We start from the raw sequence: 25,140 nt of genomic DNA, 5'->3' as shown, positions 1-25,140 counted from the left end.
TGATGCTCGCTGTCCCATCTTCGAGCGTTCTGCCTTGCGGCGGAGCCTCATCTCTTCTTATCGCAATGGCAGGAGGCTGACATGCTCAAGATTGCCGATCACACCTTCTCATCGCGCCTCTTTACCGGCACCGGCAAGTTTGCCCGCCCGGACCTGATGGCCGCCGCCATAGCGGCGAGCGGCTCCCAGCTCGTCACCATGGCCATCAAGCGGCTCGAACCGGGCAAGGCCCACGACGATATCCTGAGCCCCTTGCTGCAACTCGGGGTCAAGCTGCTGCCCAACACCTCCGGGGCCAAGACCGCCGCCGAGGCGGTGTTTGCCGCCCACCTGGCCCGTGAGGCGCTGGGGACGAACTGGCTCAAGCTCGAGATCCACCCCGACCCGCGCTATCTGCTGCCAGACCCCATCGAGACGCTGAAAGCCGCCGAGCAGCTGGTGAAAGAGGGCTTCGTGGTGCTGCCCTACTGCGGCGCCGACCCTGTGCTGTGCAAACGGCTGGAAGAGGTGGGCTGCGCCGCCGTGATGCCGCTCGGCGCCCCCATCGGCTCCAATCAGGGGCTGGTGACCCGGGAGTTTCTCTCCATCATCGTCGAGCAGGCCAATGTGCCTGTGGTGGTGGACGCGGGCATCGGTGCGCCGAGCCATGCCGCCGCCGCCTTTGAGCTCGGCGCCGACGCCGTGCTGGTCAACACCGCCATCGCGGTGAGCGGCGACCCGGTTGCCATGGGCCGCGCCTTCGCGTTGGCTTGTGAGGCAGGCCGTATCGCCTATAAGGCGGGTCTGGGGGCGCGCGGCGTGCAGGCCCAGGCCTCCAGCCCGCTCACCGATTTTCTGGGGGCCCTATGAGCGTGCACTTCGACCCCATCGAGGGCGTGAGTTTTCTCGATAGATGGCAGGCGCTGGAGTGGCACGACGTGGGGATGCAGGTACGCGCCAAGACCGCTGCAGACGTGGAGCGCGCCCTGAGCGCCCCGCGCCGCACCCTGAGCGATTTTATGGCGCTGATCTCCCCGGCCGCCGAGGCGTATCTGCCTCGGATGGCGGCCGAGGCCGAGCGGCTGACCCGCCAGCGCTTTGGCAACACCATCGGCTTCTATGTGCCGCTCTATCTGTCGAACCTCTGCGCCAACGACTGCACCTACTGCGGCTTCTCCATGAGCAACCGTCTGAAGCGCAAGACCCTGAGCCTGGAGGAGATCGAGCGCGAGTGCCTCGCCATCAAGGCTCGGGGCTTTGACAGCGTGTTGTTGGTGACCGGCGAGCACGAGACCAAGGTGGGGCTCGCCTATTTTCGCGAGGTGATGCCCATCATCCGCCGCCACTTCAGCACGGTGGGGATGGAGGTGCAGCCCCTCTCGCAAGACGAATACGCCGAGCTCAAGACCCTCGGCCTCGATTCGGTCATGGTCTATCAGGAGACTTACCACGCCCCCACCTACGCCCGCCACCACCTGCGCGGCAACAAGCAGGACATCGCATGGCGCCTCGCCACGCCGGACCGGCTGGGCCGTGCCGGCATCGACAAGATAGGGTTGGGGGCGCTGATCGGCCTCTCCTCGGACTGGCGTGCCGACAGCTATTTTGTCGCCGAGCACCTCACCTGGCTTGAGCGCAACCACTGGCAGAGCCGCTATTCCCTCTCCTTCCCGCGCCTGCGTCCCTGCACCGGGGGGCTGGAGCCGGAGGTTGTGATGTCGGATCGCCAGCTGGCCCAGCTTGTCTGCGCCTGGCGCCTCTTCTCGCCGACTTTGGACTTGTCCCTCTCGACCCGCGAATCACCGGCGTTTCGCAACGGCGCGGTGCGTCTTGGCATCACCCAGATGTCGGCCGAGTCGCGCACCCAGCCGGGAGGCTATGCGGACGGCGGTGAGGAGGAGCTGGAGCAGTTCGCCATCCACGACGACAGGCCGGTGGGGGAAGTGGCCGCCGCCGTGCGCCAGGCGGGGTTGCAGCCGGTGTTCAAGGACTGGGAACCCTTCCTGGGCCGATAGGGGCGGCCACGTCCCCCTTTGCAGGTGGCATCCCGGCGTTCAGCCAAACTCCGTGCCTGTGGCAAGCAGGCACGGCTGTGCCGTGCAGGACGCGAGGCCGCTCGCTCGACATCCTGTCTCGCGGCCTGGACAAGCGGGCTCGCCTCAGCGAATAAGAGGGGGAACCAAAACTGTGCCCACCATCACCTCAGGGGGTAGTCGTAGGGTGCAATAAGCGGAGCGTATTGCACCGCTTTTGTGGCAAGAGGTGCAATTCACTTTGTTTATTGCACCCCATGTTTTGCTTCGTTTGAACCACATTTAACAGCATGGTTGATTGTGAGGTCGGCAATACATGGCGAATTACAAACGGGAATGGCAACCGGGAGGAACCTGGTTTTTTACGGTTGTGCTGGCTGAACGTCAGAACAACCATCTACTGGTCGAGCGGATCGATCTGTTGAGGTCAGTTGTCAGGGAGGTGCAAGAGAGTCATCCATTCCGGATCCACGGCTGGGTTGTCTTGCCCGAACATCTGCATGCCTTGCTGGAGTTGCCGGAAGGGGACACCAATTTTCCCCTGCGATGGCGGCAAATAAAGAGCAAGTTTTCACGAGCTATCCCCAATTCAGAGGCTCGCACAGAATCTCGTTGGCAGCGTGGCGAGCGGGGTATTTGGCAGCGACGTTATTGGGAGCATCTGATCCGCGATCAGGAAGATTTCAATCATCATCTCGATTACATCCATATCAATCCCGTCAAACATGGGCTGGTAACTGCCCCGAAAGATTGGCCATATTCCACCTTCCATCGTTGGGTTCAGCAGTGCAGGTATCCATCATCTTGGGGAGATACCGCCACGCCAGAATATGAAATAACACACGACGATAAATAATCGGCATTAACGTGGTTAACGTAGGGTGCAATAAGCGGAGCGCATTGCACCGCTTTCGTGAGGATAGAGGTGCAATTCACTTCGTTCATTGCACCCTACGGTATTACGGTACAGGTCAATGCCTGCGTCGCCTCAATAGCTTCGCGTGCCGCTCGGGCAAACTCGCCGGCATCGCCCGGCTCGAAGGGTCGGATCACGTCTGGGCATTGGTAAGGAGCGGGAAGGTCATCAGCGCTCCTGCTTTTTCAGAAAGTAACTCACATGCCCCGGCGGCATATCGGGCAGCTGGCCAAAGACTTCGTAGCCCTGTTTCTGGTAGAAGGGCAGCGCCTGGAAACTGGTGGTTTCCAGATGGTAGTGGGCGATGCCTTGGCTTCTGGCGTACTGCTCCATGGCGCCGAGCAGGCGGGCACCCCAGCCAGCTTGGCGGATGGCGGCATCGACCCAGAGCCCCTCGATATGGAGCCAGCCCCATTTTATCTCCCCCAGAATGCCGCCCAGCACCACCTCTGCTTCATCCTTGATAAAGCTGGCGATCCGCTCGCGATGGAGGGGGCCGGTAACGGCCTCGTTGAAACCGTTGAGGCCGCGGCGCAGGGCCTCGAACTCATGGTCTTGGGGCGGCTGTGGTGGGGTTAACTGCATAGTGCTTCCTCCTTGATGGTGGCTATGGGGTGACGGCTTCCAGCTCGGCGATCTGTCCGCTGCTGATCAGCGCCACGTGCTGGCTGATCCGTTCCACCGGCCAGTCCCACCAGGCGAGGGCGTTGAGGCGCGCTATGGTGTCGTCATCGAAGCGGTAGCGGATCACCTTGGCGGGGTTGCCGCCGACGACGGCGTAGTCGGGCACGTCAGCGGTGACTACGGCGCGGGCGGCGATGATGGCGCCGTTGCCGACCTTCACCCCCGGCATGATCAGGGCGTCATAGCCAATCCAGACGTCGTTGCCAACCACGGTATCCCCCTTGTAGGGGAGGGTGCCAGGTTTGGGGGCGGCACACTCCCAGCCGTTGCCGAAGATAAAGAAGGGGTAGGTGGAGAGGCCGGCGCTCTGGTGGTTGGCGCCGTTCATGATGAACTTCACCCCACGGGCGATGGCGCAGAACTTGCCGATGATGAGCTTGTCGCCGATGAAGGGGAAGTGGTAGAGGACGTTGCGCTCGAAGTCCGCCGAGTCCTCGGGGTCATCGTAGTAGGTGTAGTCACCCACCTCGATATTGGGTCCTTTGATGGTGTTCTTGATAAAACACACCTGGGGGAAGCCCGCCATGGGGTGCGGGTTGGCGGGGTCGGGTCCGTGCATGGGGTGCTCCTCTGGTGTCTGGGGTCAGGCTACCCTAACGGAACCGGGTGGGGCCGTGCCACCCTTTTGTGCGCTGCCGGTTCGCCAGCCTTTGTCGCCCCCTGACCATGTGCGCATCGACCCGGGGCGGGTTTGTCTCTAGCATGGAGGGGAGGCGGAGCCTGGCTCCGCAAAATGGACTGGATTGTTGGCGAAGTTCGTCCTGCGAACTTCAGGCGGAGAGAAAAAGATGAAGCTGCGTTCCTTGTTGATGGTGGGGGCCCTGATGCTGGGCGGTTGTGCGGTCAATCCCTACGGCGGCACTCAGGCCCCGGTGAGCGAGCCGGATGCCCCCGTGGTGCAGCCGGACAAGCCGGTGACCAAGCCGGATGCCGGGGCGCCGCTGCCCAAGCCGGTGGCGCCGACCGGGTTGGCGCTGGCCATGGCTGACGCCTTTGTACAGGCCCCTGAGGTGCGCGAGCTGGCGCAAACCGGTCAGCCGGTGCTGCTGCTCACCCCGCCCCAGAACGGCACCGGCGAGCCGGTGGACACTCGCGCCATGGCGGCGGCCATGAGCAAGCGCATCCAGAGCAAGAGCGGTTTTCGCTTTGTCGACCCGGGTCAGGTGGCGGCCATCACCGGCCAGCTTGAGTATCAGCAGGGCAGGATGAACCCGGCCTCCCTGGTGCGGCTCGGTCGCCAGACCGGCGCCGGTTACATGCTCTACGGGGATCTGGTGGCCGAGGGCAGCCGCTATCGGTTGTCGATGACTCTGATGGAGCTGCGCAGCGGCGAGCTGCTCTGGAGCGGCAGTCGCTCCGCCAGCCACTGATCAGCCAGCGGCCGATCAAAAAGAGGGTTGAGTGCCTGTGCACTCAACCCTCTTCTCATTCCAGCCCGCTGGTAGGGGTCAGGACTCCATCTTCCTCAGAAAATAGGTGATGTGCCCAGGTGGCATGTCCGGCAGTTCGCCAAAGACCTGGTAACCCTGCTTCTGGTAGAAGGGCAGCGCCTGGAAGCTGGTGGTTTCCAGATGGAAGTTGCTGATGCCCTTGCTGCGGGCGTACTGCTCCATGGTGGCGAGCAATCGACCGCCCCAGCCATCCTGGCGGATGCGCTCGTCAATCCAGAGCCAGTCCACGTGCAGCCAACCCCACTTGAGGTCGGCGGTGATGCCGCCGTGCACCTTGCCCGCTTCATCCTTGATAAAACTGGCGATGTGCTCGCGCAGGTGGGTGCCGGCCTGGCTGATGTTGTAGCCCGACAGGCCGATGCGCAGCGCGTCGACATCCTGCTCGGCAGGGGGTTGGGGCGGGGTCAGGTGCATGGTCTCTCCAGAGCCGGATCAAGGGCCTCTATCAATAACCGTTCAGACTCAATCTGGTCAAGCCATTGCCCCTTCCCGGCTGCCGCCGGCCCGGCGTCACAGCTGCGGGAAGTAGCAGGCGGCCATGTCGACCGGGTGATCGGGGCTGCCGGGCAGGTAGAAGTGCCAGCCCGCATCGGTGAAGGCGCGCAGCTCGCTCTCCACGAACTTGAGGGCGAGGCTGAGGGCCTGCAGGGCATCGACGCCATAGATGAAGGTCTTGTTGCCAAGGCCGTCCAGCTTCACCTTGCAGCGCCAGTCGCCGCAGGCGGACTTGGGATCCGGCTCGGGGGCTCCGATGGCAACCTTCACGGTCAGCTGTTCCCCCTCGATGCTGATGGCATCGAAGCGCGCTTTCACTATGGCTCTCTTCATCTGGACGATCCTTTTCCGGGGCCGGCGTCTGCCTGGCCGGGCTGATGGGGGGTGAGTCGGCCGGGAGGGCAGACTCAGGAAGGTCAGCCTAATGGATACGGGCGCCACAGACAACGGGCGCAGCGGCGGCTTGTGAGGTGGCTTGAAGATCCATGATTGCTGCTCTTTTGATCAGCGGGCGGCGGGGCAAGCGCTATTTTCCCGTATTGCTTGATGCGCATCCATGAATGGCCGGATTCGCTGCTGGTTCGGCGCCGCACCCGGCCCGATAATTGGGGCAGGCGGCCAGCCCGGCGTGCGCCTCTCGTCCCCCGGATCCAAGGAAACCGCATGGCACTTTCGGTCGAGCAATTATATGAAGTGATGGCCCAGCTGCCCGATCCCGTCTTCATCCTGAGCGAAGACGGCTACTACATCGAATATATTGGCGGGGTGGAGCAGCAATCCTATCAGGATGGCAACCCGCTGGCGGGCAAGCGACTGGCCGATGTGCTGCCCGCCGACATGACCCGCTGGGTGATGGAGCAGGTGACCCTGGCGCTGGATTCGGGCCGGGTGCAGGTGGTGGAGTACGAGCTGGCGGCGGTGGAGGTGGAGGGGATCGACGCCTCGGTCGGACCGCAGGGGATGCAGCGCTTCGAGGGCAAGATTGCCCCGCTGCCCTCCCGCTACGACGGCAAGCGGGCGGTGGCCTGGGTGACCCGCAACATTACCGGCCAGCACGAGCTGCAGCAGCGGCTCAAGCTGCAGAGCGAAACCGACCAGCTGACCGGTCTCTACAACCGCCGCTATTTCTTCGAGCACTGCCGGCAGCGGAGGGAGAGAGAGGCCCCCTGCAGCCTGGTGATGCTGGATATCGACCACTTCAAGCAGATCAACGATCGCTTCGGCCATCAGCAGGGCGACCGGGCGCTGCAGCGCTTCTGCGACTGCGTGGTCGCCCAGCTGCGGGCGGACGATCTGTTCGTGCGCAGCGGCGGCGAGGAGTTTCTGATCCTGCTGCCCGGCATGAGCGAGCCGGATCTGCAGGCGCTGGCGGAGCGGATCCGGGCCGCCGTGGCGGCGCTGCCGGCGGATCCGGTGGCCTTTACCGTCAGCTTGGGCACCACCCTGGTGCAGCCGGGGGAGGAGATCAACCAGGCGCTGGCCCGCGCCGACGAGTGGCTCTATCGGGCCAAGCGGGCGGGTCGCAACCGGGTCGCTCACTGCCCTGCGGGTGGCCGTCGCAAGGAGGCAAAACAGGGGAAGCCAACCCCCTGATATATGGCGGCAGGACCGGCACCAATATATCGGCGGCGGTCGGGGTCATTCATTGCATAATTGGCTGATATTGTCGGGCTGATGCTGTTAATATTAACGGGCCACTCTCTGGCCTTATTCAAGTTGTTGAGCAACTCATCGAGGTTTTGTCGTTATGTTATCAGACGGAGCTGAATTGATTATCTTGAGGCCAAAATGACACATCTTATTTCCTTTTGAAACAAGCTGATTCAAACAGTCATGAATTATTAACCTTGACCTTTATGGCGATTTCAACGATGGTAGCGTGGCATCCCCGTTTCCTCTTGGTGATCATGTTGATCGCAGGCGGGCTTGTTTTTTCTACGATCCGGTCGATATGCCACGGCATGTCGCCACGCCTAATTACACGGGCCAATAAAATATAAGATGACAGATTAATAAGGTGTATATCGCAATGAGTGTTGCTATTGCTGAGAAGAGTAATTCCGCATCAAAGTTGAAATGGGAGAAAAGTGATTCGGTATGGACCATGGGCTTATATGCCACTGCAGTCGGTGCCGGTACACTGTTTCTCCCAATTACCGTTGGCAGTAATTCGCCGGTTATTTTGCTGTTTATATTATTGATGGCATTTCCGCTTTCTTATTATTCCCATCGGGCATTGAGCCGCTTCGTATTATCCAGCTCCCACCGGGAAGGGGATATTACCCACGTGGTAGAAGAGCACTTCGGTGCGCGGGCAGGCAAGCTGCTGATGCTGGTCTATCTGATGGCCTTCTACCCCATCATTCTGGTCTACAGCATCTCCATCACCAACGCGATCCAGAGCTTTGTGGTGCACCAGCTGGGCAATGCCGAGATCCCGCGCGGCCTGCTGGTGCTGGGGGTGATGCTGGGGCTGCACCTGGTGCTGCTGGCGGGCAAGCAGATCGTGGTGTCAGCCATCAGCGTGCTGGCCCTGCCCATGGTTGCCTTCCTCATCGGCCTCTCCATCTATCTGCTGCCCCAGTGGAGCCTCTCCTACTTCAGCGAGAGTCAGGGGGTGGACTGGCGCGACCCGGCGTTCTGGAAATCCCTCTGGCTGATCGTGCCGGTGATGGTGTTCTCGTTCAGCCACGCCCCCATCATCTCCTCCTTCAGCGCGGCGCAGAAGAAGCGCTGTCAGGCGAGCGCCGACCAGCGCGCCAAGCGGATCATCAAGTGCAGCAGCCTGCTGATTTGCGGCAGCGTGCTGTTCTTCGTGGTGAGCTGCGTGATGAGCCTGAGTCAGGCCGAGATGGCGCAGGCCCGCATCGACAATATTTCGGTGCTGTCGGCGCTGGCGAACAAGTTCTCCAATCCGCTGATCGCCTACGTGGGGCCGCTCATCGCCATTCTGGCCATGTCCAAATCCTTCCTCGGCACCTCCATGGGGGTGAGCGAGGGGACGGTGAGCATGGTGAACGGTGCCTGTCAGGGGCTGGGGCTGTCGCTGCGTGAAGCGACCATAGCGCGGGTCTCGTCGGTCATTCTGTTCGTGGTGACCGGGGTCATCACCTACTTGAACCCGAACGTGCTGGAGATCATCGAGAAGGTGAGCGGGCCGCTCATCGCGGTGATCCTGTTCCTGCTGCCGGCCTGCTCCATCTATCGTCTGCCTGCCCTCCAGCGTTATCGCGGGGCGAGCACCCTCTTCGTGCTGGTGATCGGGCTGCTGGCCATCTCGGCCCTTATCTACGATCTGCTGTAACGGCGGATCCCGCACAAGTCAAAAAGGGCGACCCAAGGGTCGCCCTTTTTCTTGGTGTTGCCGTTAGCCAAGCAGGGTGGAGACGCTCTGGCCGGCCATCAGCAGGCCGATGGCCAGGGCGCTGAACCAGACCAGGGTGGCGCTCACCAGCAGGTAGCCGCTGGCGACGAACAGGCCGTCGCGCTGCAGCATGCCGATGGCAAGCAGCAGGATGGCCCAGGCCGGCATGGCGTTGGTGAAGGGGATGGCCCCGAGCGGCAGCATCAGCAGCAGGGCCGCCAGCATGATCAGCAGGCCGTTGCAGCGGTTGATGGTGCTGCTGCCGGTCAGCAACAGCAGGCGCGGGCGGATGAAGCGATCGATGCGGGCCAGCAGATCCGCCCCCTTGTGCAGGGTCGGTTTGAGCTGCTCGGCGGCGAAGCGGCGCTCCATCAGGATGGCGGGCAGCCAGGGCACCCGGTTGAGGGTGATGCCGATGCCGATAAACAGGATCAACAAGCCAAACGGAGTGCTGACGCCGGGGATGGAGACCGGCAGCAGGAAGGGGACGGTGAGCAGCACGCAAAACAGCAGCATGCCCTGTTCGCCGACCAGGGCCAGCATCTGGCGCAGGCTGATATGGCTATCCTCGATGGCGTGGGCGGTGGCCCGCAGGGTGTCGGAGAGCTTGTTCTGGGGGTCGTTGAGTTGCGCGGCAACCATTCCCTGTGTCCTTCTGGTGAGTGGCACCGGCCCACCATGAGCCGGTTGCCGGCCAGCATACGGGGCAGAGGTTAATCGGGGATGAATAACGGGCGGGACGGCCGAGTGTGATCCTTGCGGCGAAAACGGCGCGATACAGGCTGGGTTTAGGATAGGGGCCAGGGGGCTCTGATATGCTTGACGGGCACTGGTGCAGCGCACGGAGGAGCCGTGATGAAACGAGCAGGGATCATGATGATGGGGCTATTGTTGCCGCTGGGGCAGGCCTGGAGCGCAGAGGGGGAGGCCGCCCCCGGCTGGCAGGTGACGCCGTTCTTCGGCTACAGCTCGGCCATCGACTTCGAGGCCAATGACGACCCCCAACCGACGCCCGTCGCCACCCGGCTGGAGTCCTTGCAGGGGGAGCGCTCCGGCAGCTGGGGCCTGTTCATCAGCAGGGAGGTGGACGACCCCGGCATGATAGAGCTGCTCTACAGCCACCAGTCCACCCGCCTCTCCCCCGATCAGCCGGAGCGGTTGACGGTGGATACCCTCCACTTCGCTGGGGCGCTCACCCTGTTGGACAACCTGATGGCCCCCTATATCGGCGCCGGGATCGGGGCGACCCGCTTTGCCGCCTACGACAGCGAGGTGGCCCCCTCCATGTCGCTGGCGCTCGGGGTGCAGCCGCGCCTGACCGAGCATCTGGCGCTGCGGGCCGAGGTGCGCGGCTATGGCTCGCTGGTCAACGACAACAGCCAGTTTCTCTGCAACCCGGACCAGTGCGTGTTCAAGGTGCGCGGCGAGCTGGTTACCCAGTGGCAGGCCAATATCGGCCTGACTCTGCGCTTTTGAGCCCCTTGCCCCTTGCCACCCCTGCCTCATGCACTGCCCTCGCTGTCGACCCCGCGGCTGCTGCTGCGGGCATTCGATGCCGGGGACAGTGCCGATCTGTTCGCCATCTACGGGGACTCCGAGGTCATGCGTTTCGTCGGCGAGCCGCCGTTTCCCACCCTCGTCACCGTGGCGCAGATGCTGGCGAGCGTGGAGCGGTTGCTGGCCGCCGGCGAGTCGCTGGAGTGGGGGCTGGTGGCGCGCGACAGCGAGCGCCTTATCGGCACCTGCGGCCTGCACAGCTTTGCGGGGAATGCCGGTCTGCGCCAGGCGGAGGTGGGCTGCATGCTGGCTCGCCGACACTGGGGAGAGGGGTGGATGGCAGAGGCGCTGACGGCCTTGATCGCCTATGCCCGCCGGCTCGGCCTTGCCACGCTGGTGGCGGATATCGAGCCGGACAATCTGCCCAGCCAGCGGCTGTTTGAGCGGCTGGGCTTTGTCTGGCAGCAGGATGGCTGCTACCGCCTGGCGCTGGGCTAGGGGATCACAGCAGACCGCGGGTGAGGCGGCTGAGGGGCTCGTTGACGTCGAACAGCTTGAACTGCACCGCGCTGGCGCCCATGGCGAGCACCCGTTGCTCGTGCATGGTGGCGTAGGCGAGGGCGCTCGCCTCATCCTCGAACAGATAGATGCCACCCGCCTCGCCGGTGCGCGGGTTTTCGGTCCAGATCTTGGAGATGAAGCCCGGCTCCCTGGTGATGGACTCGGCCAGCGGCATGGCCGCGCTCGTGAGGGCCGGCCCCATCAGCTCGGCGGGGAAGTTGAAATGGATCTGCAGCAGGCTGGGCATGGTGCACCTCTGGTGGGTGTTGATTGACGGAATCCGCATCATAGGAAGCCGGCAACTTGGCTGCAAGAAGGCACATTTTCGTGGCATAGTTACCGCAAAGTAACCACTCGCGAGCCATCCCTTGTCCTCACTGCCCTGTCCCGCCTACCGGGTGCTGCGCCTGCTGGCCGGCAAATGGAAACCGGCCATCCTGTTTCATCTGCGCGCGCAGACCCTGCGCTTTGGCGACCTGCGTCGCAGCCTGCCCGAGGTGAGCCAGAAGGTGCTCACCGCCCAGCTCAAGGAGCTGGAGAGCGACGGCGTCATCATCCGCACCCTCTATCCGGACGTGCCGCCCAGGGTGGAGTACAGCCTGAGCCCGCTCGGGATCGCCCTGATCCCCCTGCTCCAGCAGATGCACGACTTCGCGCTGAGCCACGGCGATCTGCTGGCGCTGAGTGAAGCGGAGGCGGCCCGCGCCGACCCCCATCTCGGCGAGCCCAGTTAATCCTGCGCCGGCCAGACCATTACCCACTCGGCGCAGCCGGTGTGGGGATCCACGGCGTCGGCCGCGACCTGAAATCCTTGCGCGCGATAGAAGTCGCACGCGGTCCGGTTCTGCTGATAGACCTGCAGCCGCAGGGTCGGCAACTGCCCCTTGGCGTGCTCGAGCAGGGCCTTGCCCAGCCCTTTCCCCTGCTGCGCGGGGGCCACGAAGAGGGCGGCCAGGGAGCCCTCGTGCAGGGAGTAGAAGCCAAGCAGCTGGTCACCCAGGCAGAGCACCTGGCTGTCGGCGGCGGGCAGGTAGATCTCCCGCATCGGCGCCAGGTTGGTGTGCCAGTAAGCGGGCTCGATGAAGTGATGGGCCTGCAGGGAGGCCTCCAGCCAGATGGCGAGGACGGCCTCGGTGTCGGCCGGGGTGAAGGGGCGGATCTGCATGGGTGTCTCGTCTGGATTCGTCAAAAGAGGGGCATGGTAGCAGCGCAGGCTCTGCCGTCACCCGCCAGCGGGCAAAAGTGGAGCCCCCGTAACAAAAAAGGCGACCCGCAGGTCGCCTGTTGCCGTTAGCCGGCGTAGGGGAGGGAGGAGTGGTGCAGCACGATGCGTATCTTGCCGTCGTCCCCCTTCTTGAAGCCCCAGGTCTTGTCGACCGTGGTCTGCTTGTTGTCCCGGTCGGTCAGGTGCACCTTGCCCATGGTGAGGGCCATGTCGCCGTTGATGTAGACGGCGGCATTGCTGTAGTCGTAGCTCTGCCAGTTCTTGAGGGCGAAGCCGCTGTCGGCGGGATAGGCCTTGTTGTTGCCGACGAAGTAGGCCAGCGCCCCCTCCCGGTTGATGCGAAAGGTCTGCTCGCCGCCGGCCAGGGTCGGCTTGAACAGTACCGGCCCCTGAGCGTAGCCGTAGGCGCTGTCGAGCACGGCGCCGGCGGTGGCCCTGGCCTTGTCGATGCCGCCGCTGCGGTAGTCGTCGCTGATCTGGATCAGGGCCTTGCCCCAGGCATCCTGGGCGGCCTTGATCTCGGCTTCGGTGATGTTGTTGTTGGCGATTTCGGCGGCGCGGAGGGAGCCGCTGGCGGCGAGCAGAACGAGGACAAGGCCGGCTCGCTTGGTAAACAGGGTCTTGGTGAACAACGTCATGGGATGATGACTCCTGGGTTCGCGTTTAAGGAGTCCCGGAGTTTATCTATCCGCGATGAATAAAAATTGAACCCATCATTCAGCCTCGAGTGGGGAGGGATCTGCCTCCCTCCCATCCTCATCCCCCTCAGCGGGCCCGCAGCAGCCAGCGACTGGCCGGGATCGCCGCCAACAGCCGATAGCCGAGCAGGGTGAGCGCCAGCAGCGCCGGCACCTTCAGCAGCTCCCACCACAGCTGCTTGCCCTGCGGGCCGAAGATCATCAGCCACACCACCAGCATCATGTGCAGGCAGTAGAGGCCCAGCACCTTGGGGGCTTGGCGTTCGAGCCAGCTGCCCTTGCCCCAGCCCGGGTTGGCCAGCAGCAGGCCGAACAGCCCCAGCGCCCAGGGAAGCGAACCCAGCAGGAAGTCGTGGCGGTTGAGGGGCACGGCGGCCAGGTGCAGCAGGCCCCAAGCCTCCAGGGCGTAGAGCCCCATCCCGGCCGCCATCAGCAGGGCGCAGCGCCTGGCATCCGGCTGCCAGGCGCGCAGGCGCAGCTCGGTGCCAAGGGCCACGAACAGCAGCGAGAAGAAGGGGCCGTTGCGGGTCAGCAGGGCCCACTCGCCCCCCAGCAGCGGTGGGCCATAGGAGCCGCCGAGCAGGGCCAGCCCGTAGAGCAGGACGCCCAGCAGCAGGGCCAGCCGGGGCAGACGGGCCTGCTGGCAGAGCGCCAGGAGCAGCACCGCCAGCATCAGGGCGGGCAGGAACCAGAGGTGGATCATGCCGCCCACCCACCAGGCGTTGAGCGGATCCCCCAGCTGCATCTGCCACTGGCCTGCCATGGCCGGCAGGTAGCCCTCGCTCACCGCCGCGAGCGGGTTGAAGGGGATCAGTAGATAGAGCAGGCTCCACGCCAGCCAGAGCCCCAGCAGGGGGCGGCAGTAGCGCAGCGCCACCGTCAGGGGACGGCCTGTGGCGAGAGCGGGTTGCAGAAAGTAGCCGGCGCAGAGGAAGAAGAGCGGCACCGCGAAGCGGCAGAGCTGGTTGATGATGGCCCCGAGCAGGGGGTAGGGCGTGCCGTCCCACAGGGTGGGGTCGAAGGGGTTGCTGAAGGGGGATAGGTGAATGGTCATCACCGCCATGATGGCCACTACCCGTCCGCATTCGATGCTGGAGATGCGCATGCTGCCTCTTGCCGCAGGGATTGAGGGCGCACCCTAGCAGCTGCGGGCGACCCCCATCCAGCCGCCAGGCCGGCAACTGTGAGCCCCATCGGCGACCGGTTACCCTTTGTTACCCGAGGTGCAGGCAAGGTTACCGCCGCCGAGAGGCCGATCCCGTTTTGTCGTCGGTAAACGCCCTAGAGCAGGGCCACCAGCACGGTGACCAGGGCGCCCAGCAGCAGCAGGGCGATGCCGCGCGCAGCCGGGCCGTGCAGCTTGTTCCACATCAACAGGCTGGTGAGGGCCAGCAGCAGCATGGCCAGCGCCGCCAGATCCCCCACCAGCTGCCACGGCAGGCCGGTGCCCATGCCACGGTGCAGCCGGTTGAGGCTGGCGGCGAAGTTGGCCTGCTGCAGTTCGGTGCGCACCAGCAGGGTGCCTGCCACATAGCTGGCGGCCACGCTTTCGCTCAGGGTGACGCCGCGCATCTCCCAGCGGGCCGGCAGGGTGAGCGGACCGTCGGGGGTGGGCAGGGTCTGGGACGGGGTGAGCTGGACGCGCCCCTCCTCGAACCCTGCTGGATAGCGTTGTTGCAACAGGCTTTTCAGCTCATCCGGGCTGGCCAGCGGCGCGCTCAGTACTATCTCTTCACTGGATTTATCGGTGTGGGGGCCGGGCAGCGGCAGCACGGCCCTGTGTTGCAGCCAGAGGCCGGTGAGGCCGTAGAGCAGCATCAGGGTGAGGGTGGCAAAGCCGGCCCAGGCGTGGATGCGGCGCACCCACTTGTTGTTGTGCAGGGGGAGTTTTCTGCGTCTCATTGCTCGGTGCTTCATAAAAATCTGGCCAGCAGGAGCTGGCCAGAGGGATCGGGAAAAGGGGGGGATCAGAAGCGGTAGGCGGCGCTCAGATGCAGCTGACGGGGTGTGCCCGGCATGATCTGGGAGGCGCTGGTGGCACTGACGAAGTAGTCGTGATCGGTCAGGTTCTCCACACTCAGCTGGGTTTCCCACTGCTGCCAGCGGTAGCCGGCCCGGGCATCGAAGCGGGCGTAACCGGGCAGGGTGGTGGTGTTGGCGTTGTCGGCGAAGCGATCGCCCACCGCGGTCACCCCGGTCTCGCCGAACCAGCCCTGCTTGCCGCTCTGATAGCCGGCGAACAGCTCGCCGTTCTGGCGGGAGACGTTCATCGGCCGCTTGCCTTGCAGATCGGCGTCCGCCTTGACCTGCTCGGCATCCTGGATGGCGATGCCGCCGCGCAGGTAGAGCTCGTCGGTCAGCTGGGCGCGGGCGCTCAGCTCGATCCCCTCGGTGCGCTGCAGACCGGTGAGGATCACCTTGGTGGGATCCAGCGGATCCTTGCTGCGCTTGTTGTACATCTCCAGCCGGTAGAGGGAGAGGGTGGTCGCCAGGCGGCCATCCAGCCAGTCGCTCTTCACGCCGCCCTCGTACAGCCGGGTGTGCTGAGGATCCAGATTGTTGTTCTTGTCGCCCGGGGTGATGCCGATAAGCTCCCCGCCCACCGGGGTGAAGGTCTTGCTGTAGGAGGCGTAGAAGGCGTGCTCCTCGATCGGGTTCCACACCAGGCCCAGGCGCGGGCTCAGGCTGGTGACCGAGACGGTCTCCTCCTTGTTGAGGTCGTTGCGGCGGCTGGTGACGGTGAAGTCGTCGCGGCGCAGACCCGCCAGCAGGTGCCAGTCGCCCAGACTGAGCTGATCCTGCACATAGAGGCCGTAGCCGCGCACCTTGTGATTGGCGTCGCTGGAGAGCTTCATGGCGCCGTCGTAGGTGGGCAGGGAGCCCGGATCATAGAGGTTGCCGGCCGGGATCGCGGTGGCGTTCTGGTAGAGCTTGGGGGTGCGCTCCTGCCAGTTCTGCTCGAAGCCCACCAGCAGGCGGTGCTCGACGGGGCCGGTCTGCAGCTGGCCTTCGACCTCGGTGTTGCTGATCAGGCTGTTGGCCTTGAGATCCTGTTGCCAGCGGGCGCGGGTCACCTTGTCACCCTTGACGCTGGTGACATAGGTGTTGTCGAACTGGCTGTCGAGGCTGGTGTAGCCCAGCTGCTGGCGCAGTTGCCACTGATCGTTGATGTCCCAGCTGAGGCGCGAGCGGGTGGACTGGGCCACGTCGTCGATGAAGTCGCGGCGGGTATCGCTGTAGACATACTCCTTGGGCACGTCGGCCGGCCGGCCGTTGACGCCGGGGATGCCGCGATCCGGGGTGCGGTCGTGCTCGTTGCGCTCGTACTGCAGCAACCAGTTCAGCTTGTCGTTGATCTCCCAGTTGACGGAAGGAGCCAGCAGGGTGCGCTTGCTGGTCACGCCGTTGCGAAAGCTGTCCTTGTCTTCCTGAGCCAGGTTGAGGCGCACCTGCACCTGCTCACCCGCTTCACCGTTCAGGTCGGCAGCCAGCCGGCGGCTGTCGAAGCTGCCGACTTGGGCGCTGAGGCTGGACTCCAGCCCCTTCTGCGGTTTCTTGCTGACCCGGTTGACGATGCCGCCGGTGCTGCCACGGCCATAGAGCACCGCCGCCGGCCCCTTGAGCACTTCGACCCGCTCGGTGTTGCCAAGGTCGCGGGTGTACTGCATGTCGTCGCGAAAACCGTCCAGATAGAAGTCGTTGCTGGCGCTGAAGCCGCGGATGTTGACCCCGTCGAAGCGGGTGTCACCGCTGGCGTTGACGCCGGGGATGCCGGTCAGGGCCTCGCTCAGGGTGGGCTGGCCGAAGGCGGTCAGCTCGCTCGCCTTGACGCTGTCGATGGCCTGCGGCACCAGCTTGGCCGGGGTGTTGGTACGGGTCGCGGTGGCGACCTCTTCATGTTGGCTGCGTTTGCCGACCACTGTCATGGTCTCGTCTTCGGCGTGCGCGCCGGCGCTCAGGGCCAGCAAGGCGACACTCAGCAGAGTGCGCGGGTGGTGAGGTGTGTGCATGTTGCGTGTTGACTCTTGAAGAAGCGACCTGATGGTCTGAACTTGTTGATTTATTTGTAATTATTTTGTTCTCTCTCATTTGAGAGGATGCTAATGATATTGATTTTCATTAGCTGTGCAATAGAAACATGTTTTGATGATGGGGCTGGGTATCGGATGGCTCGCCCTGCCGGCAGGGGGCCCTGTCGGCAAGGTGACGGGAGGAGAGAAGAAGGGGGATGAGGGGCTCAGTGGTCGGCGGCGGAGGGGGCGATCCCGGCCAGCTGTTTGCCCAGCACCAGCCGCGGTGCCGGGTCGGTCTGCAGCGGGATATCCTGCAGCGGGGTGCCCTGCAGGTTGCGGTGGATGATGTTGGCCGCCATCCGGCCGAGGGCCTGATAGCTGCTGATGGTGCCGATGGTGCAGCCGTGCTCCACATAGAGCTCGGCGCTGCAGATGGTGGGGATGCCCGCCTCGTTGAGGGCGGCCAGCAGCTCGGGGGCGATGGAGAGCAGGTAGCTGTCGGCGGCGAGAAACACGATGCTCTCTTTGGCGCCGCGCTGCAGCCGCTTGAGCTCGTTGGCCAGTCGCCGCTTGTCCGGTGCGATGCGCCAGGTGGTGAGTTCCCACTGGTAGCGCCGGGCCTCGCGCAGCAGCATCTCGCCGGTCAGCAGGGTGTTCTGCTCGCGGGGGTTGAACGGCAGCAGCAGCCCCTTGCTGGCGGGCAGATAGCGGCGGGCGTTGGCGAGCTGCAGCGCCATCGGCACCATGTTGCTGGTGCCGGCCACCATCCGGTTTTCCGTCTTGTCGTCGGACAGGAAGCCGGCCCCGACGGGGTCGGACACTATGCTGAAAATCAGCGGCTTGCGGTTGCCCACCAGGCTCTTGACCATGGCCGTGGCGGTGGTGCCGAAGCAGTAGATGTAGTCGTAGTCGGCGAGGGAGGGCAGCAGCTGCTGGCGCAGCAGGGTGGCCAGCGCGGTTCTGTCCTGATTGGCGTTGAAGGTGACGAAGGTGGGGTGATGACCGAGCCGGTTGAGCTCGTCGCGAAAGCCGCGCTCGGCGTCCGTTTCGCCGCGCCACAGCACCATGGCGATGGTCAGCGCCTGAACGGGCAGGGCGCAGAGCAGGCAGCAGCAGATGAGCAGGCGTAGCGGCATGATGATCTCCTCGTCTTGGCTCTGTTGAGCCTAGATCATGGAGGGCCGGGCGCGTCGGGGCGGACCAAAAAGAGCGCGCCGGCATCAGCCGGCGCGCGCAGTGCAGAGGGGCCCGACTTAGAAGTCGTAGCGGGCCGCCAGCTGGAAGTCATCCTTGACGTTGAGCTTGCCGCTCTCTTTGCTGTCGAGGTTGTTGATGCGGTACTCGCCGATGACACGCAGGTTCTTGTTGAACTTGTACTGGGCGCCCAGGGTGTAGTAGTCGATGGAGTCGTAGTCAGCCTTGCCGGACTGCTCCACCTTCTGCTTGTTCCACAGCGCCATCAGGCCGAAACCGTTCTCGAAGTTGTAGCCCAGCGCCCCTTCCCAGCCGGTGTGATCCTTGCCGGTGGCCAGGAAGTCGCTGCCGTCCGCATAGCTCAGGGCGGCGTAGACTGCCTTGTTGTCGTACTTGGCGGAGAGCAGCCACAGCTTGGCATCCTCTTCTCCGTTCTTGTCGCGGATACCCACGTTGTAGGCGGTACCCAGTGCCAGATTGAACGGGAAGGTGTAGGCCACGGCGGCGCCGTAGGCGGCATCGCTGTCCTTGCTGGTGGTCTCTTCGGTGTCACCGCCGTCGAACTTGTAGCTGGTATCGATCTGGAAGCCGTTGAACAGACCGGAGTACTTCAGCACGGAACCGGCACGGTTGGTGGCGAAGGTGTCGGTCTTGGCGCCGAGGGCCTCGTTGCCGTAGCCGTCGGAGAGGGAGACGTCAGTCCAGTCGGCCAGGAAGCCCGGGGCCCCCTTCTGGCGACCGAAGGTGATGTTGCCCCAGTCGGCGCCGACACCGGCGAACGCCAGACGGGTGCGCAGGTTGTCGGAGTTCTCGCTGATGGTCTTCTCGCTGTCGTTGATGTACATCTGCACTTCGTACTGGGCCAGCGCCTTCAGTTGGCTGTTGATCTGGCTGTCGACCTTGGCGCCGAAGCGGACGAACTGGTTGGCGCCCTGCTTGTCGCTGTACTCCTGGGTTCCGTTCGGATGGGTGCTGTCGACCCCTTCCTTCTTGTCACCGAAGAACTGGCCGGCGTAGATGCGGCCGTACAGATCCAGGGTGGTGGTGTCATTCTTGTAAACTTCAACGGCTTGAGTCTGGAAGGCCGCGGTGAGAGCCAGTGCCACTACAGTCAGCTTTTTCATCTTAATCCCTTGTGTTGCAAGCTTTGTTGTAAAAGACGGGGGCCATGCTAGGCAGGGGGGATGACAGCGGGGTGACACTCTCGTGAAGTGTCGGTGGCGGTTTGATGTCAAATTGGTGAAAGGGCCGTGTTTTGTGTGACGAACCGCCACTTTTGCGCGCAAAGGTTTGCCCTTGTGGTAGAATGCCGCCCGTTTTCGAGCTCCAAAGGTTGGATATGCGATGAGACGTGAACTGGCAATCGAGTTTTCCCGAGTGACGGAAGCGGCTGCACTGGCTGGCTACAAGTGGCTCGGACGTGGTGACAAGAATATCGCCGATGGGGCGGCCGTTGCGGCCATGCGCCATATCCTCAATCAGATCCAGATCGATGGTGAGATTGTGATCGGCGAGGGTGAAATTGACGAAGCTCCCATGCTCTACATCGGCGAGAAGGTGGGCACCGGCATGGGCGACGCGGTGGACATCGCGGTCGATCCCATCGAGGGTACCCGCATGACCGCCATGGGTCAGGCCAATGCCCTGGCCGTGCTGGCCGTCGGCGACAAGGGCTCCTTCCTCAAGGCCCCCGACATGTACATGGAGAAGCTGATCGTGGGTCCCAAGGCCAAGGGTGCCATCGACCTCGATCAGGCCCTCGAGCTGAACCTCAAGGCCGTGGCCAAGGCGCTCGGCAAGCCGCTCTCCCGCCTGACCGTGATCACTCTGGCCAAGCCGCGTCACGACAAGGCGATCAAGGAGATGCAGGGGCTGGGCGTGCGGGTGTTCGCCATTCCCGACGGCGACGTGGCCGCCTCCATCCTCACCTGTCTGCCGGACAGCGAAGTGGACATGCTGTACGGCATCGGCGGCGCACCGGAAGGGGTGATCTCGGCGGCGGTGATCCGTGCGCTGGACGGTGACATGCAGGCCCGCCTGGTGCCCCGTCATCAGGTCAAGGGCGACAGCCCGGAAGTGCGTGCGCTGGGCGAGCAGGAAATTGCCCGCTGCGAGGCGCTCGGCATCGACGTGAGCAAGGTGCTCAAGCTGGAAGACCTGGCCAAGAATGACAACGTCATCTTCTCGGCCACCGGCATCACCAAGGGGGATCTGCTGGACGGCATCACCAGCGACGGCGTCATGGCGACCACCGAGACCCTGCTGATCCGTGGCAAGTCGCGGACCATCCGTCGCATCAAGTCGATCCACTTCCTGGACCGCAAAGACAGCGTGGTGCGCGACATCATCCTGTAAGCCGGATGCGCGTGGGGCACCCCCCATGGTACCGCCTGAAAAGCCCGACGCTGTCGGGCTTTTTGTTGCCGGTCGGCAAGGGCTATTTCATGGTGTGGCCGGGATAACAGTGAGGAAAATCCCCGCCCTTTGCTACACTGGCGCACCCTGCCGAGGAAAGCATTACATGGAATGTCGTCAAGGTTGCGGTGCCTGCTGCATCGCCCCCAGTATCAGCAGCGCCATTCCCGGCATGCCCGACGGCAAACCGGCTGGCGTGCCCTGCGTGCAGCTCGATGCGCACTTGGGCTGCAAGATCTTCGGCCAGCCCGAGCGCCCGGCGGTGTGCAGCGGTTTTCGTCCCATGCAGGACGTGTGCGGCTACCACCGGGAAGAGGCCATCTGGCTTATCGGTGAGCTGGAGCGCATGACGGCCTGAGTCTCATCCTCTTCCTCAGGGAGAGGGTGGTTGCTGGTTTCCCCTCATCCCCGACCCTTCTCCCGCGAGGGGAGAAGGGAGGGCAGCCATCCAGAGCAATCCCAATAATCCCAACAAAAAGAGGCCGCAACTGCGGCCTCTTTCTGTTTCGCGACGAACGGACGTCAGACGTCGGCCAGCTGCAATGCCTGGCGATAGTACTCGTTGGCCTTGTTGGTGAGGCGGCGCTTGTCCATCACCTGACCCAGAGCGTGGTAGACGGCGGCGTTCGGCGCTTTTGCGGCCTCCTGCTCCAGCAGACGCTGGGCCTCGTCCAGCTGACCGGCCAGCAGGTAGACCTGGGCCAGCGCCGCGTCGACGCCCGGCTGATCCTGGATCTTCTGCAGCAGGGTCAGCAGGGGCTGGTAGCTGTCGAGCTTAAGCTTGGGCAGGCGGGCCAGCAGCTGGGGCGAGACCTGCTTGCGCAGTGCATCCAGCCACAGCTCGGCCGCTTCATTATCGGCCCCCAGCTGGCGTAGGCGATCGCCATAGGCGGCCAGCAGCTCGGGATCCTGGCGCAGCTTGCGCGGCAGCGCCTGCCACACCGGGCGCAGGGTATCGAGGGTGCCGCTGGCGGCGCTGAGGCGGCCGCGCCAGGCCTGTTGCAGAAGATCCTCTTCCTGTTTGGGGGTGAGCTTGCCCACCTTGTGCAGCGCCGGAATGAGGTCGATGAGGGCGGTCCAGTCCTCGCGGGCCAGGTGCACCTGGCGCAGCTGATCCAGCACCATGGGGTGGCGCGGGTTGAGGGAGTAGACGGACTCCAGCATGGCCAGCGCGGTGTCGTACTGGCCCTGCTCGATCTGCAGCTGGGTCTGAGTCAGGGTCAGCGCCAGTTCGGCCTTGGGATTCTCCTCCTGCGCCTTTTGCAGGTATTGATCCCGGCGCACGTCATCGCCGCGGGCCTGGGCCGCCTTGGCGGCGCTCAGGTAGTTGAGCAGCGGGGTGTCGCTGTTGCTGGCGCCCTTGAGCATCAGCTTCTCGGCCTGGCTGTAGTGCCCCTCGGCCATGGCCAGAGTGGCGGCCACGGTCTGCTGGTTGGCCTTGCGGCGCCGGCGCGAGCCATACCAGCCCAGCGTCTTGCGGCGCAGGCCGAATACCCGGCCCAGCACCCACTCGACAATGAGCAGGAGACCGTAGAACAGCACCGCCAGGATCACCGCGCTGGTGACCGAGGACTCCACCGTGTAGTTGCCCAGCGAGATCAGCACATAACCCTTGTTGCCGGAGGCCTGCGGGCCGAAGATGAGGCCGGCCACCATCACGGCTACCAGTACAATCAGACGAATCATGGTGCCCTCCTCAGTTGCTGGCCAGAATGCGCTGCAGACGCTCGGTCAGCACCTCTTCCAGCATGGCCTGGGTCTTGAAGCGATCCGGGTAGTTGAACTGGATCTGCTCCCCCTTGAGCTTGTCCAGCTCGGACTGCATGTAGTGGGTGGCGCTGTTGTCGGTGTCAAAGTACTGGGTCAGCCAGCGCTGGGCCTTGTCCAGGCTGTCGTCATAGAGGGCCTGCTGCTCGCGGTAGACGGCGAGCTGGGCCTGCAGCAGCTTGGTCTTGAGGTTCTCGCGCAGGAAGATCTCCTGCTGCGGGGAGAGCAGGGCCTCCACCGCGCCATCACGACGGCGGATGGTGATGAAGTTTTCGGTGAACTTGACCCAGTTCTTCTTGAGATTGCTCTCCCACTCGTCCGGATTGGTGCTGACGGCCTGATCGGGCTCGGCCTTGGCTTCCGGCATGCTGACGGTGGAGAGCGGCAGCAGCTCGATCTGATCGGAGAGGGCGGCCAGCTTCAGGGTCAGCCCCTCGCGGTCGATGCGCGGCATCCCCTTGAGCTGGGCGATGTCTTCGGCCAGCGCCTTGCGGATGGGCATCAGGCTGGGGTCGTTGAGCGCCTTGATGCGCTCATCGGCATTGCCGAGCAGGGTGATGGCGGAGACGAGGTCGTGTTCCAGCCAGAGCTTGCGACCGGCCATCCGCACCAGGTATTCGGATTCGGCCAGCATCCAGTCGTTGGGGCGCTTGTCGTTGAGATCCAGCACCCGGGTCTGCAGACCCTTGAGCTCGTCCTGCAGCAGTTGCTGCTGCTTGCCGAGGGCGGCCAGCTGTTCGCCATCCTTGCTGTTGCTCTGATCCAGTTTGGCCATGGCGTCAGCCAGCTGTTGCTTGAGGGCGCCAAGTTCGGCCTGCTGGGCCACCGCGTTCTGGTGGCCATGCAGATAGAGTCCGCCGGTCAGGCCGAGAGCCAGCAGGATGGCGATACCGCCGAGCACTGCACCCGAGCCGCCCTTCTTGTTGTTGGTGACCTGCTGGCCGGGTTGCTTGTTGTCGGCCACGGAGGCCGCGGCACTCGGCTGGACTTCTTGCTGTTCAGTCATTCCATCTTCCTCAGTTCCAGAGCGGCCGTCAGGGCCTGGTTGGATGCACCCTGGGCAATCGTGATATGGGTAAAGCCCGCCGCCGTGGCCAGCTCGGCCACCCGCGGGCTGGGGACCACCAGCAGGCGGTCGTGCAGCCAGGGCTGCTGCCGGTCCGGGACCAGTTCCAGCAGCCGTTGCAGCAGTTCGCCACTGGTAACGAGCAGGCTGTCGAGCCCGGCCGCCTGCCAGTGGCGGGTCAATGCGTCCCCGTCCAGAGCGGGGTAGTGGCGCTCATAGGCCGCACAATAGTGCACCAGTGCGCCGCGTGAGGCCAGTGTCCGGGCGATGAGATCCCGGCCGCCATTGCCGCGCAGGATCAGCACCCGCTTGCCGTTCACCTGTTGCAGACCGGGCAGGGTCAGCAGCCCCTCGCTGCGCGGATCCTCCGGGCAGGCTGCCGTGATGCCGACGGCTGAAAAGGCGTCCGCGCTGGCCTGGCCGACTGCAAAGTAGTCAATATTTGGCCAGGTCTGACCAGTTTGCAACAGAAAATGATGAGTGAAATTAACTGCATGCATGCTGACGGCGATGACGATGTCGGCCTGGGGCAGCAGTTCGGGCAGGCGCTGCAGCTCGCCGCCTGCCACGGTTTCCAGCAGCGGACAGCAGAGCGGTGCGTGGCCGTGCTGGCGCAGCAGTGCTACCAGTTCGGCAGCCTGGGCGGCCGGGCGCACCACCAGCGGGACCATCAGGGCTGGCTCCGGCATGGCGGCCATGCTTCGAACTGGTCCGCACTCATGCTCGGTAGACCTCGGCCAGGATGGCATCGGCACCATCGGCCAGCAGGCGCTGGGCCAGGGTGTGGCCGAGGGCCTCGCCGTCGGCCAATGGGCCGCGGATCTCGTCGCGGATGACGCGGCTGCCATCCGGGCTGCCCACCAGGCCGCGCAGCCACACTTCCTCTCCCTCTACCAGGGCGTAGGCCCCGATGGGGACCTGACAGCCCCCCTGCAGGGCACGGTTCATGGCGCGCTCGGTCAGTACCCGGATCCGGGTCTCGGGGTGCTCGAGCGGTGCCAGCAGGGCGTGCAGCTCGTGATCGTCGAGGCGGCATTCGATGCCGACCGCGCCCTGGCCATTGGCGGGCAGGCTCTGTTCCGGCTCGATGAAGGCGGTGATGCGGTGCGCCATCTCCAGCCGTTTCAGGCCGGCGGCGGCGAGGATGATGGCGTCGTATTCTCCGGCGTCCAGCTTGGCGAGACGGGTGTTGACGTTGCCGCGCAGGTCGCGAATGACCAGATCCGGGCGTGCCGCACGCAGCTGGCACTGGCGACGCAGACTGGAGGTGCCGACCACGGCGCCTTGCGGCAGCTCGTCAATGGCGGTGAAGCGGTTGGAGACGAAGGCATCGCGCGGATCTTCGCGCTCGCAGATGGTGTGCAGGCCGAGCCCCTCGGGGAACTCAACCGGTACGTCTTTCATGGAGTGCACGGCGATGTCGGCCCGTCCCTCCAGCATGGCTGTTTCCAGCTCCTTGACGAACAACCCCTTGCCGCCGACCTTGGCGAGCGGGGTATCCAGGATCTTGTCACCCTGAGTGCTCATGGGGACCAGCTCGACCTGCAACTCGGGGTACAGGGCTTCCAGCCGGTCTTTGACGAAGTTGGCCTGCCACATGGCCAGGGGGCTCTTGCGAGTGGCAATTTTCAGGGTTCGGGCTGCCATATCAATCAGTTGTTTCATCTTTAGAAGGAAAACGATCTTACCACCCTTTGCAGGGGCTTTCATGGCACAGCCGGCAAAAGCGGGGCCAAGTTCAAAAACGGCCGCTGAAAATGATTTTCATTAAACTAAAATGCA

Annotated in this window: 28 protein-coding genes; 11 read left to right on the top strand and 17 right to left on the bottom strand. The window is 64.1% G+C overall.

Translation table 11 applies throughout. The features are described 5' to 3' along the window. Nucleotides 1-81: 81 nt before the first annotated feature. From ACB031_RS17600 to ACB031_RS17590, 3 genes are all read left to right on the top strand, one after another. Nucleotides 82-849: a thiazole synthase gene (locus ACB031_RS17600; RefSeq protein ID WP_371139991.1), complete on the top strand. Its 768-nt coding sequence runs from the start codon at nt 82-84 to the stop codon at nt 847-849. Then, nucleotides 846-1,994 (top strand): 2-iminoacetate synthase ThiH, encoded by a 1,149-nt coding sequence (gene thiH, locus ACB031_RS17595; protein WP_371139990.1) that lies wholly within the window; start codon nt 846-848, stop codon nt 1,992-1,994. The genes ACB031_RS17600 and thiH overlap by 4 nt, the downstream gene beginning before the upstream one ends. A 334-nt stretch (nt 1,995-2,328) precedes the next feature. Next, nucleotides 2,329-2,868, top strand: coding sequence for a transposase (locus ACB031_RS17590; RefSeq protein WP_371139989.1), 540 nt, complete (start codon nt 2,329-2,331; stop codon nt 2,866-2,868). Between the two features lie 228 nt (nt 2,869-3,096). Here ACB031_RS17590 and ACB031_RS17585 read toward each other — a convergent pair whose 3' ends face one another. Together ACB031_RS17585 and ACB031_RS17580 are read right to left on the bottom strand one after the other, a co-directional pair. Beyond that, nucleotides 3,097-3,513 (bottom strand): GNAT family N-acetyltransferase, encoded by a 417-nt coding sequence (locus ACB031_RS17585; RefSeq protein ID WP_371139988.1) that lies wholly within the window; start codon nt 3,511-3,513, stop codon nt 3,097-3,099. Nucleotides 3,514-3,535: 22 nt separating this feature from the next. After that, nucleotides 3,536-4,171: a Vat family streptogramin A O-acetyltransferase gene (locus ACB031_RS17580; RefSeq protein WP_371139987.1), complete on the bottom strand. Its 636-nt coding sequence runs from the start codon at nt 4,169-4,171 to the stop codon at nt 3,536-3,538. A gap of 229 nt (nt 4,172-4,400) precedes the next feature. Here ACB031_RS17580 and ACB031_RS17575 point away from each other — a divergent pair, with 229 nt between their 5' ends. Further along, nucleotides 4,401-4,982, top strand: coding sequence for a hypothetical protein (locus ACB031_RS17575; protein WP_019841013.1), 582 nt, complete (start codon nt 4,401-4,403; stop codon nt 4,980-4,982). Between the two features lie 78 nt (nt 4,983-5,060). Here ACB031_RS17575 and ACB031_RS17570 read toward each other — a convergent pair whose 3' ends face one another. Together ACB031_RS17570 and ACB031_RS17565 are read right to left on the bottom strand one after the other, a co-directional pair. Then, the gene (locus ACB031_RS17570; RefSeq protein ID WP_139399553.1) at nt 5,061-5,477 is read right to left on the bottom strand and encodes an N-acetyltransferase; all 417 of its coding nucleotides are present in this window, start codon (nt 5,475-5,477) and stop codon (nt 5,061-5,063) included. Between the two features lie 96 nt (nt 5,478-5,573). Then, nucleotides 5,574-5,891 (bottom strand): hypothetical protein, encoded by a 318-nt coding sequence (locus ACB031_RS17565; protein ID WP_371139986.1) that lies wholly within the window; start codon nt 5,889-5,891, stop codon nt 5,574-5,576. 330 nt (nt 5,892-6,221) lie between these two features. Between ACB031_RS17565 and ACB031_RS17560 the strand changes: the two genes are divergently transcribed. Beyond that, complete coding sequence (locus ACB031_RS17560) at nt 6,222-7,151, top strand: GGDEF domain-containing protein (RefSeq protein WP_371139985.1); 930 nt, start codon at nt 6,222-6,224, stop codon at nt 7,149-7,151. Nucleotides 7,152-7,587: 436 nt separating this feature from the next. Beyond that, entirely contained in the window at nt 7,588-8,862 is a 1,275-nt protein-coding gene (locus ACB031_RS17555) for an amino acid permease (protein ID WP_024942174.1), read from the top strand. A gap of 63 nt (nt 8,863-8,925) precedes the next feature. Here the strand turns inward: ACB031_RS17555 and ACB031_RS17550 are convergent, their stop codons facing one another. Next, the gene (locus ACB031_RS17550; RefSeq protein WP_043167020.1) at nt 8,926-9,564 is read right to left on the bottom strand and encodes an exopolysaccharide biosynthesis protein; all 639 of its coding nucleotides are present in this window, start codon (nt 9,562-9,564) and stop codon (nt 8,926-8,928) included. Between the two features lie 213 nt (nt 9,565-9,777). Here ACB031_RS17550 and ACB031_RS17545 point away from each other — a divergent pair, with 213 nt between their 5' ends. Both ACB031_RS17545 and ACB031_RS17540 read left to right on the top strand, forming a co-directional pair. Further along, entirely contained in the window at nt 9,778-10,398 is a 621-nt protein-coding gene (locus tag ACB031_RS17545) for an outer membrane beta-barrel protein (protein ID WP_371139984.1), read from the top strand. 12 nt (nt 10,399-10,410) lie between these two features. Continuing rightward, complete coding sequence (locus ACB031_RS17540; protein ID WP_371139983.1) at nt 10,411-10,917, top strand: GNAT family N-acetyltransferase; 507 nt, start codon at nt 10,411-10,413, stop codon at nt 10,915-10,917. Nucleotides 10,918-10,921: 4 nt separating this feature from the next. Here the strand turns inward: ACB031_RS17540 and ACB031_RS17535 are convergent, their stop codons facing one another. Continuing rightward, the gene (locus ACB031_RS17535) at nt 10,922-11,227 is read right to left on the bottom strand and encodes a monooxygenase (protein ID WP_017764631.1); all 306 of its coding nucleotides are present in this window, start codon (nt 11,225-11,227) and stop codon (nt 10,922-10,924) included. Nucleotides 11,228-11,348: 121 nt separating this feature from the next. Here ACB031_RS17535 and ACB031_RS17530 point away from each other — a divergent pair, with 121 nt between their 5' ends. Further along, complete coding sequence (locus tag ACB031_RS17530) at nt 11,349-11,714, top strand: winged helix-turn-helix transcriptional regulator (protein ID WP_371139982.1); 366 nt, start codon at nt 11,349-11,351, stop codon at nt 11,712-11,714. Here the strand turns inward: ACB031_RS17530 and ACB031_RS17525 are convergent. The 7 genes from ACB031_RS17525 to ACB031_RS17495 all read right to left on the bottom strand — a co-directional run bounded on the left by ACB031_RS17525 (nt 11,711) and on the right by ACB031_RS17495 (nt 19,234). Then, entirely contained in the window at nt 11,711-12,145 is a 435-nt protein-coding gene (locus ACB031_RS17525) for an N-acetyltransferase (protein ID WP_371139981.1), read from the bottom strand. The two genes, ACB031_RS17530 and ACB031_RS17525, sit on opposite strands and share 4 nt — an antisense overlap. Nucleotides 12,146-12,270: 125 nt before the next feature. After that, a complete protein-coding gene (locus ACB031_RS17520) occupies nt 12,271-12,843 on the bottom strand; it encodes a hypothetical protein (protein WP_371139980.1) in 573 nt (190 codons plus the stop codon). 127 nt (nt 12,844-12,970) lie between these two features. Further along, nucleotides 12,971-14,008, bottom strand: coding sequence for an acyltransferase family protein (locus ACB031_RS17515; protein ID WP_371139979.1), 1,038 nt, complete (start codon nt 14,006-14,008; stop codon nt 12,971-12,973). 176 nt (nt 14,009-14,184) lie between these two features. Then, nucleotides 14,185-14,805 (bottom strand): PepSY-associated TM helix domain-containing protein, encoded by a 621-nt coding sequence (locus ACB031_RS17510; protein WP_201989544.1) that lies wholly within the window; start codon nt 14,803-14,805, stop codon nt 14,185-14,187. Nucleotides 14,806-14,870: 65 nt separating this feature from the next. After that, nucleotides 14,871-16,913, bottom strand: a complete 2,043-nt coding sequence (locus ACB031_RS17505) for a TonB-dependent siderophore receptor (protein WP_139752199.1) — start codon at nt 16,911-16,913, stop codon at nt 14,871-14,873. Between the two features lie 227 nt (nt 16,914-17,140). Beyond that, on the bottom strand, nt 17,141-18,052 hold the full coding sequence (locus ACB031_RS17500; protein ID WP_371139978.1) for an ABC transporter substrate-binding protein: 912 nt from the start codon (nt 18,050-18,052) through the stop codon (nt 17,141-17,143). 117 nt (nt 18,053-18,169) lie between these two features. Continuing rightward, nucleotides 18,170-19,234 (bottom strand): porin, encoded by a 1,065-nt coding sequence (locus tag ACB031_RS17495; RefSeq protein ID WP_371139977.1) that lies wholly within the window; start codon nt 19,232-19,234, stop codon nt 18,170-18,172. 220 nt (nt 19,235-19,454) lie between these two features. Here ACB031_RS17495 and glpX point away from each other — a divergent pair, with 220 nt between their 5' ends. Beyond that, nucleotides 19,455-20,465, top strand: coding sequence for a class II fructose-bisphosphatase (glpX, locus tag ACB031_RS17490; RefSeq protein ID WP_005308234.1), 1,011 nt, complete (start codon nt 19,455-19,457; stop codon nt 20,463-20,465). Between the two features lie 166 nt (nt 20,466-20,631). Then, nucleotides 20,632-20,883, top strand: a complete 252-nt coding sequence (locus tag ACB031_RS17485; RefSeq protein ID WP_371139976.1) for a YkgJ family cysteine cluster protein — start codon at nt 20,632-20,634, stop codon at nt 20,881-20,883. Nucleotides 20,884-21,047: 164 nt separating this feature from the next. Here the strand turns inward: ACB031_RS17485 and ACB031_RS17480 are convergent, their stop codons facing one another. The 4 genes from ACB031_RS17480 to hemC are packed head-to-tail and all read right to left on the bottom strand — an operon-like array spanning nt 21,048 to nt 25,005. Further along, complete coding sequence (locus ACB031_RS17480) at nt 21,048-22,211, bottom strand: heme biosynthesis HemY N-terminal domain-containing protein (RefSeq protein ID WP_371139975.1); 1,164 nt, start codon at nt 22,209-22,211, stop codon at nt 21,048-21,050. A gap of 10 nt (nt 22,212-22,221) precedes the next feature. Next, the gene (locus ACB031_RS17475) at nt 22,222-23,298 is read right to left on the bottom strand and encodes a uroporphyrinogen-III C-methyltransferase (protein WP_010635313.1); all 1,077 of its coding nucleotides are present in this window, start codon (nt 23,296-23,298) and stop codon (nt 22,222-22,224) included. Continuing rightward, nucleotides 23,295-24,029: a uroporphyrinogen-III synthase gene (locus ACB031_RS17470; RefSeq protein ID WP_371140018.1), complete on the bottom strand. Its 735-nt coding sequence runs from the start codon at nt 24,027-24,029 to the stop codon at nt 23,295-23,297. The genes ACB031_RS17475 and ACB031_RS17470 overlap by 4 nt, the downstream gene beginning before the upstream one ends. A 46-nt stretch (nt 24,030-24,075) precedes the next feature. Further along, nucleotides 24,076-25,005: a hydroxymethylbilane synthase gene (gene hemC, locus ACB031_RS17465; RefSeq protein ID WP_010635311.1), complete on the bottom strand. Its 930-nt coding sequence runs from the start codon at nt 25,003-25,005 to the stop codon at nt 24,076-24,078. Nucleotides 25,006-25,140: the final 135 nt, after the last annotated feature.

This window comes from Aeromonas sp. S8(2024), assembly GCF_041403085.1.
GTDB lineage: Bacteria > Pseudomonadota > Gammaproteobacteria > Enterobacterales > Aeromonadaceae > Aeromonas > Aeromonas dhakensis.
Note: the sequence above shows the minus strand (reverse complement) of the source record. Positions and strands in the feature narration are given on the sequence as shown.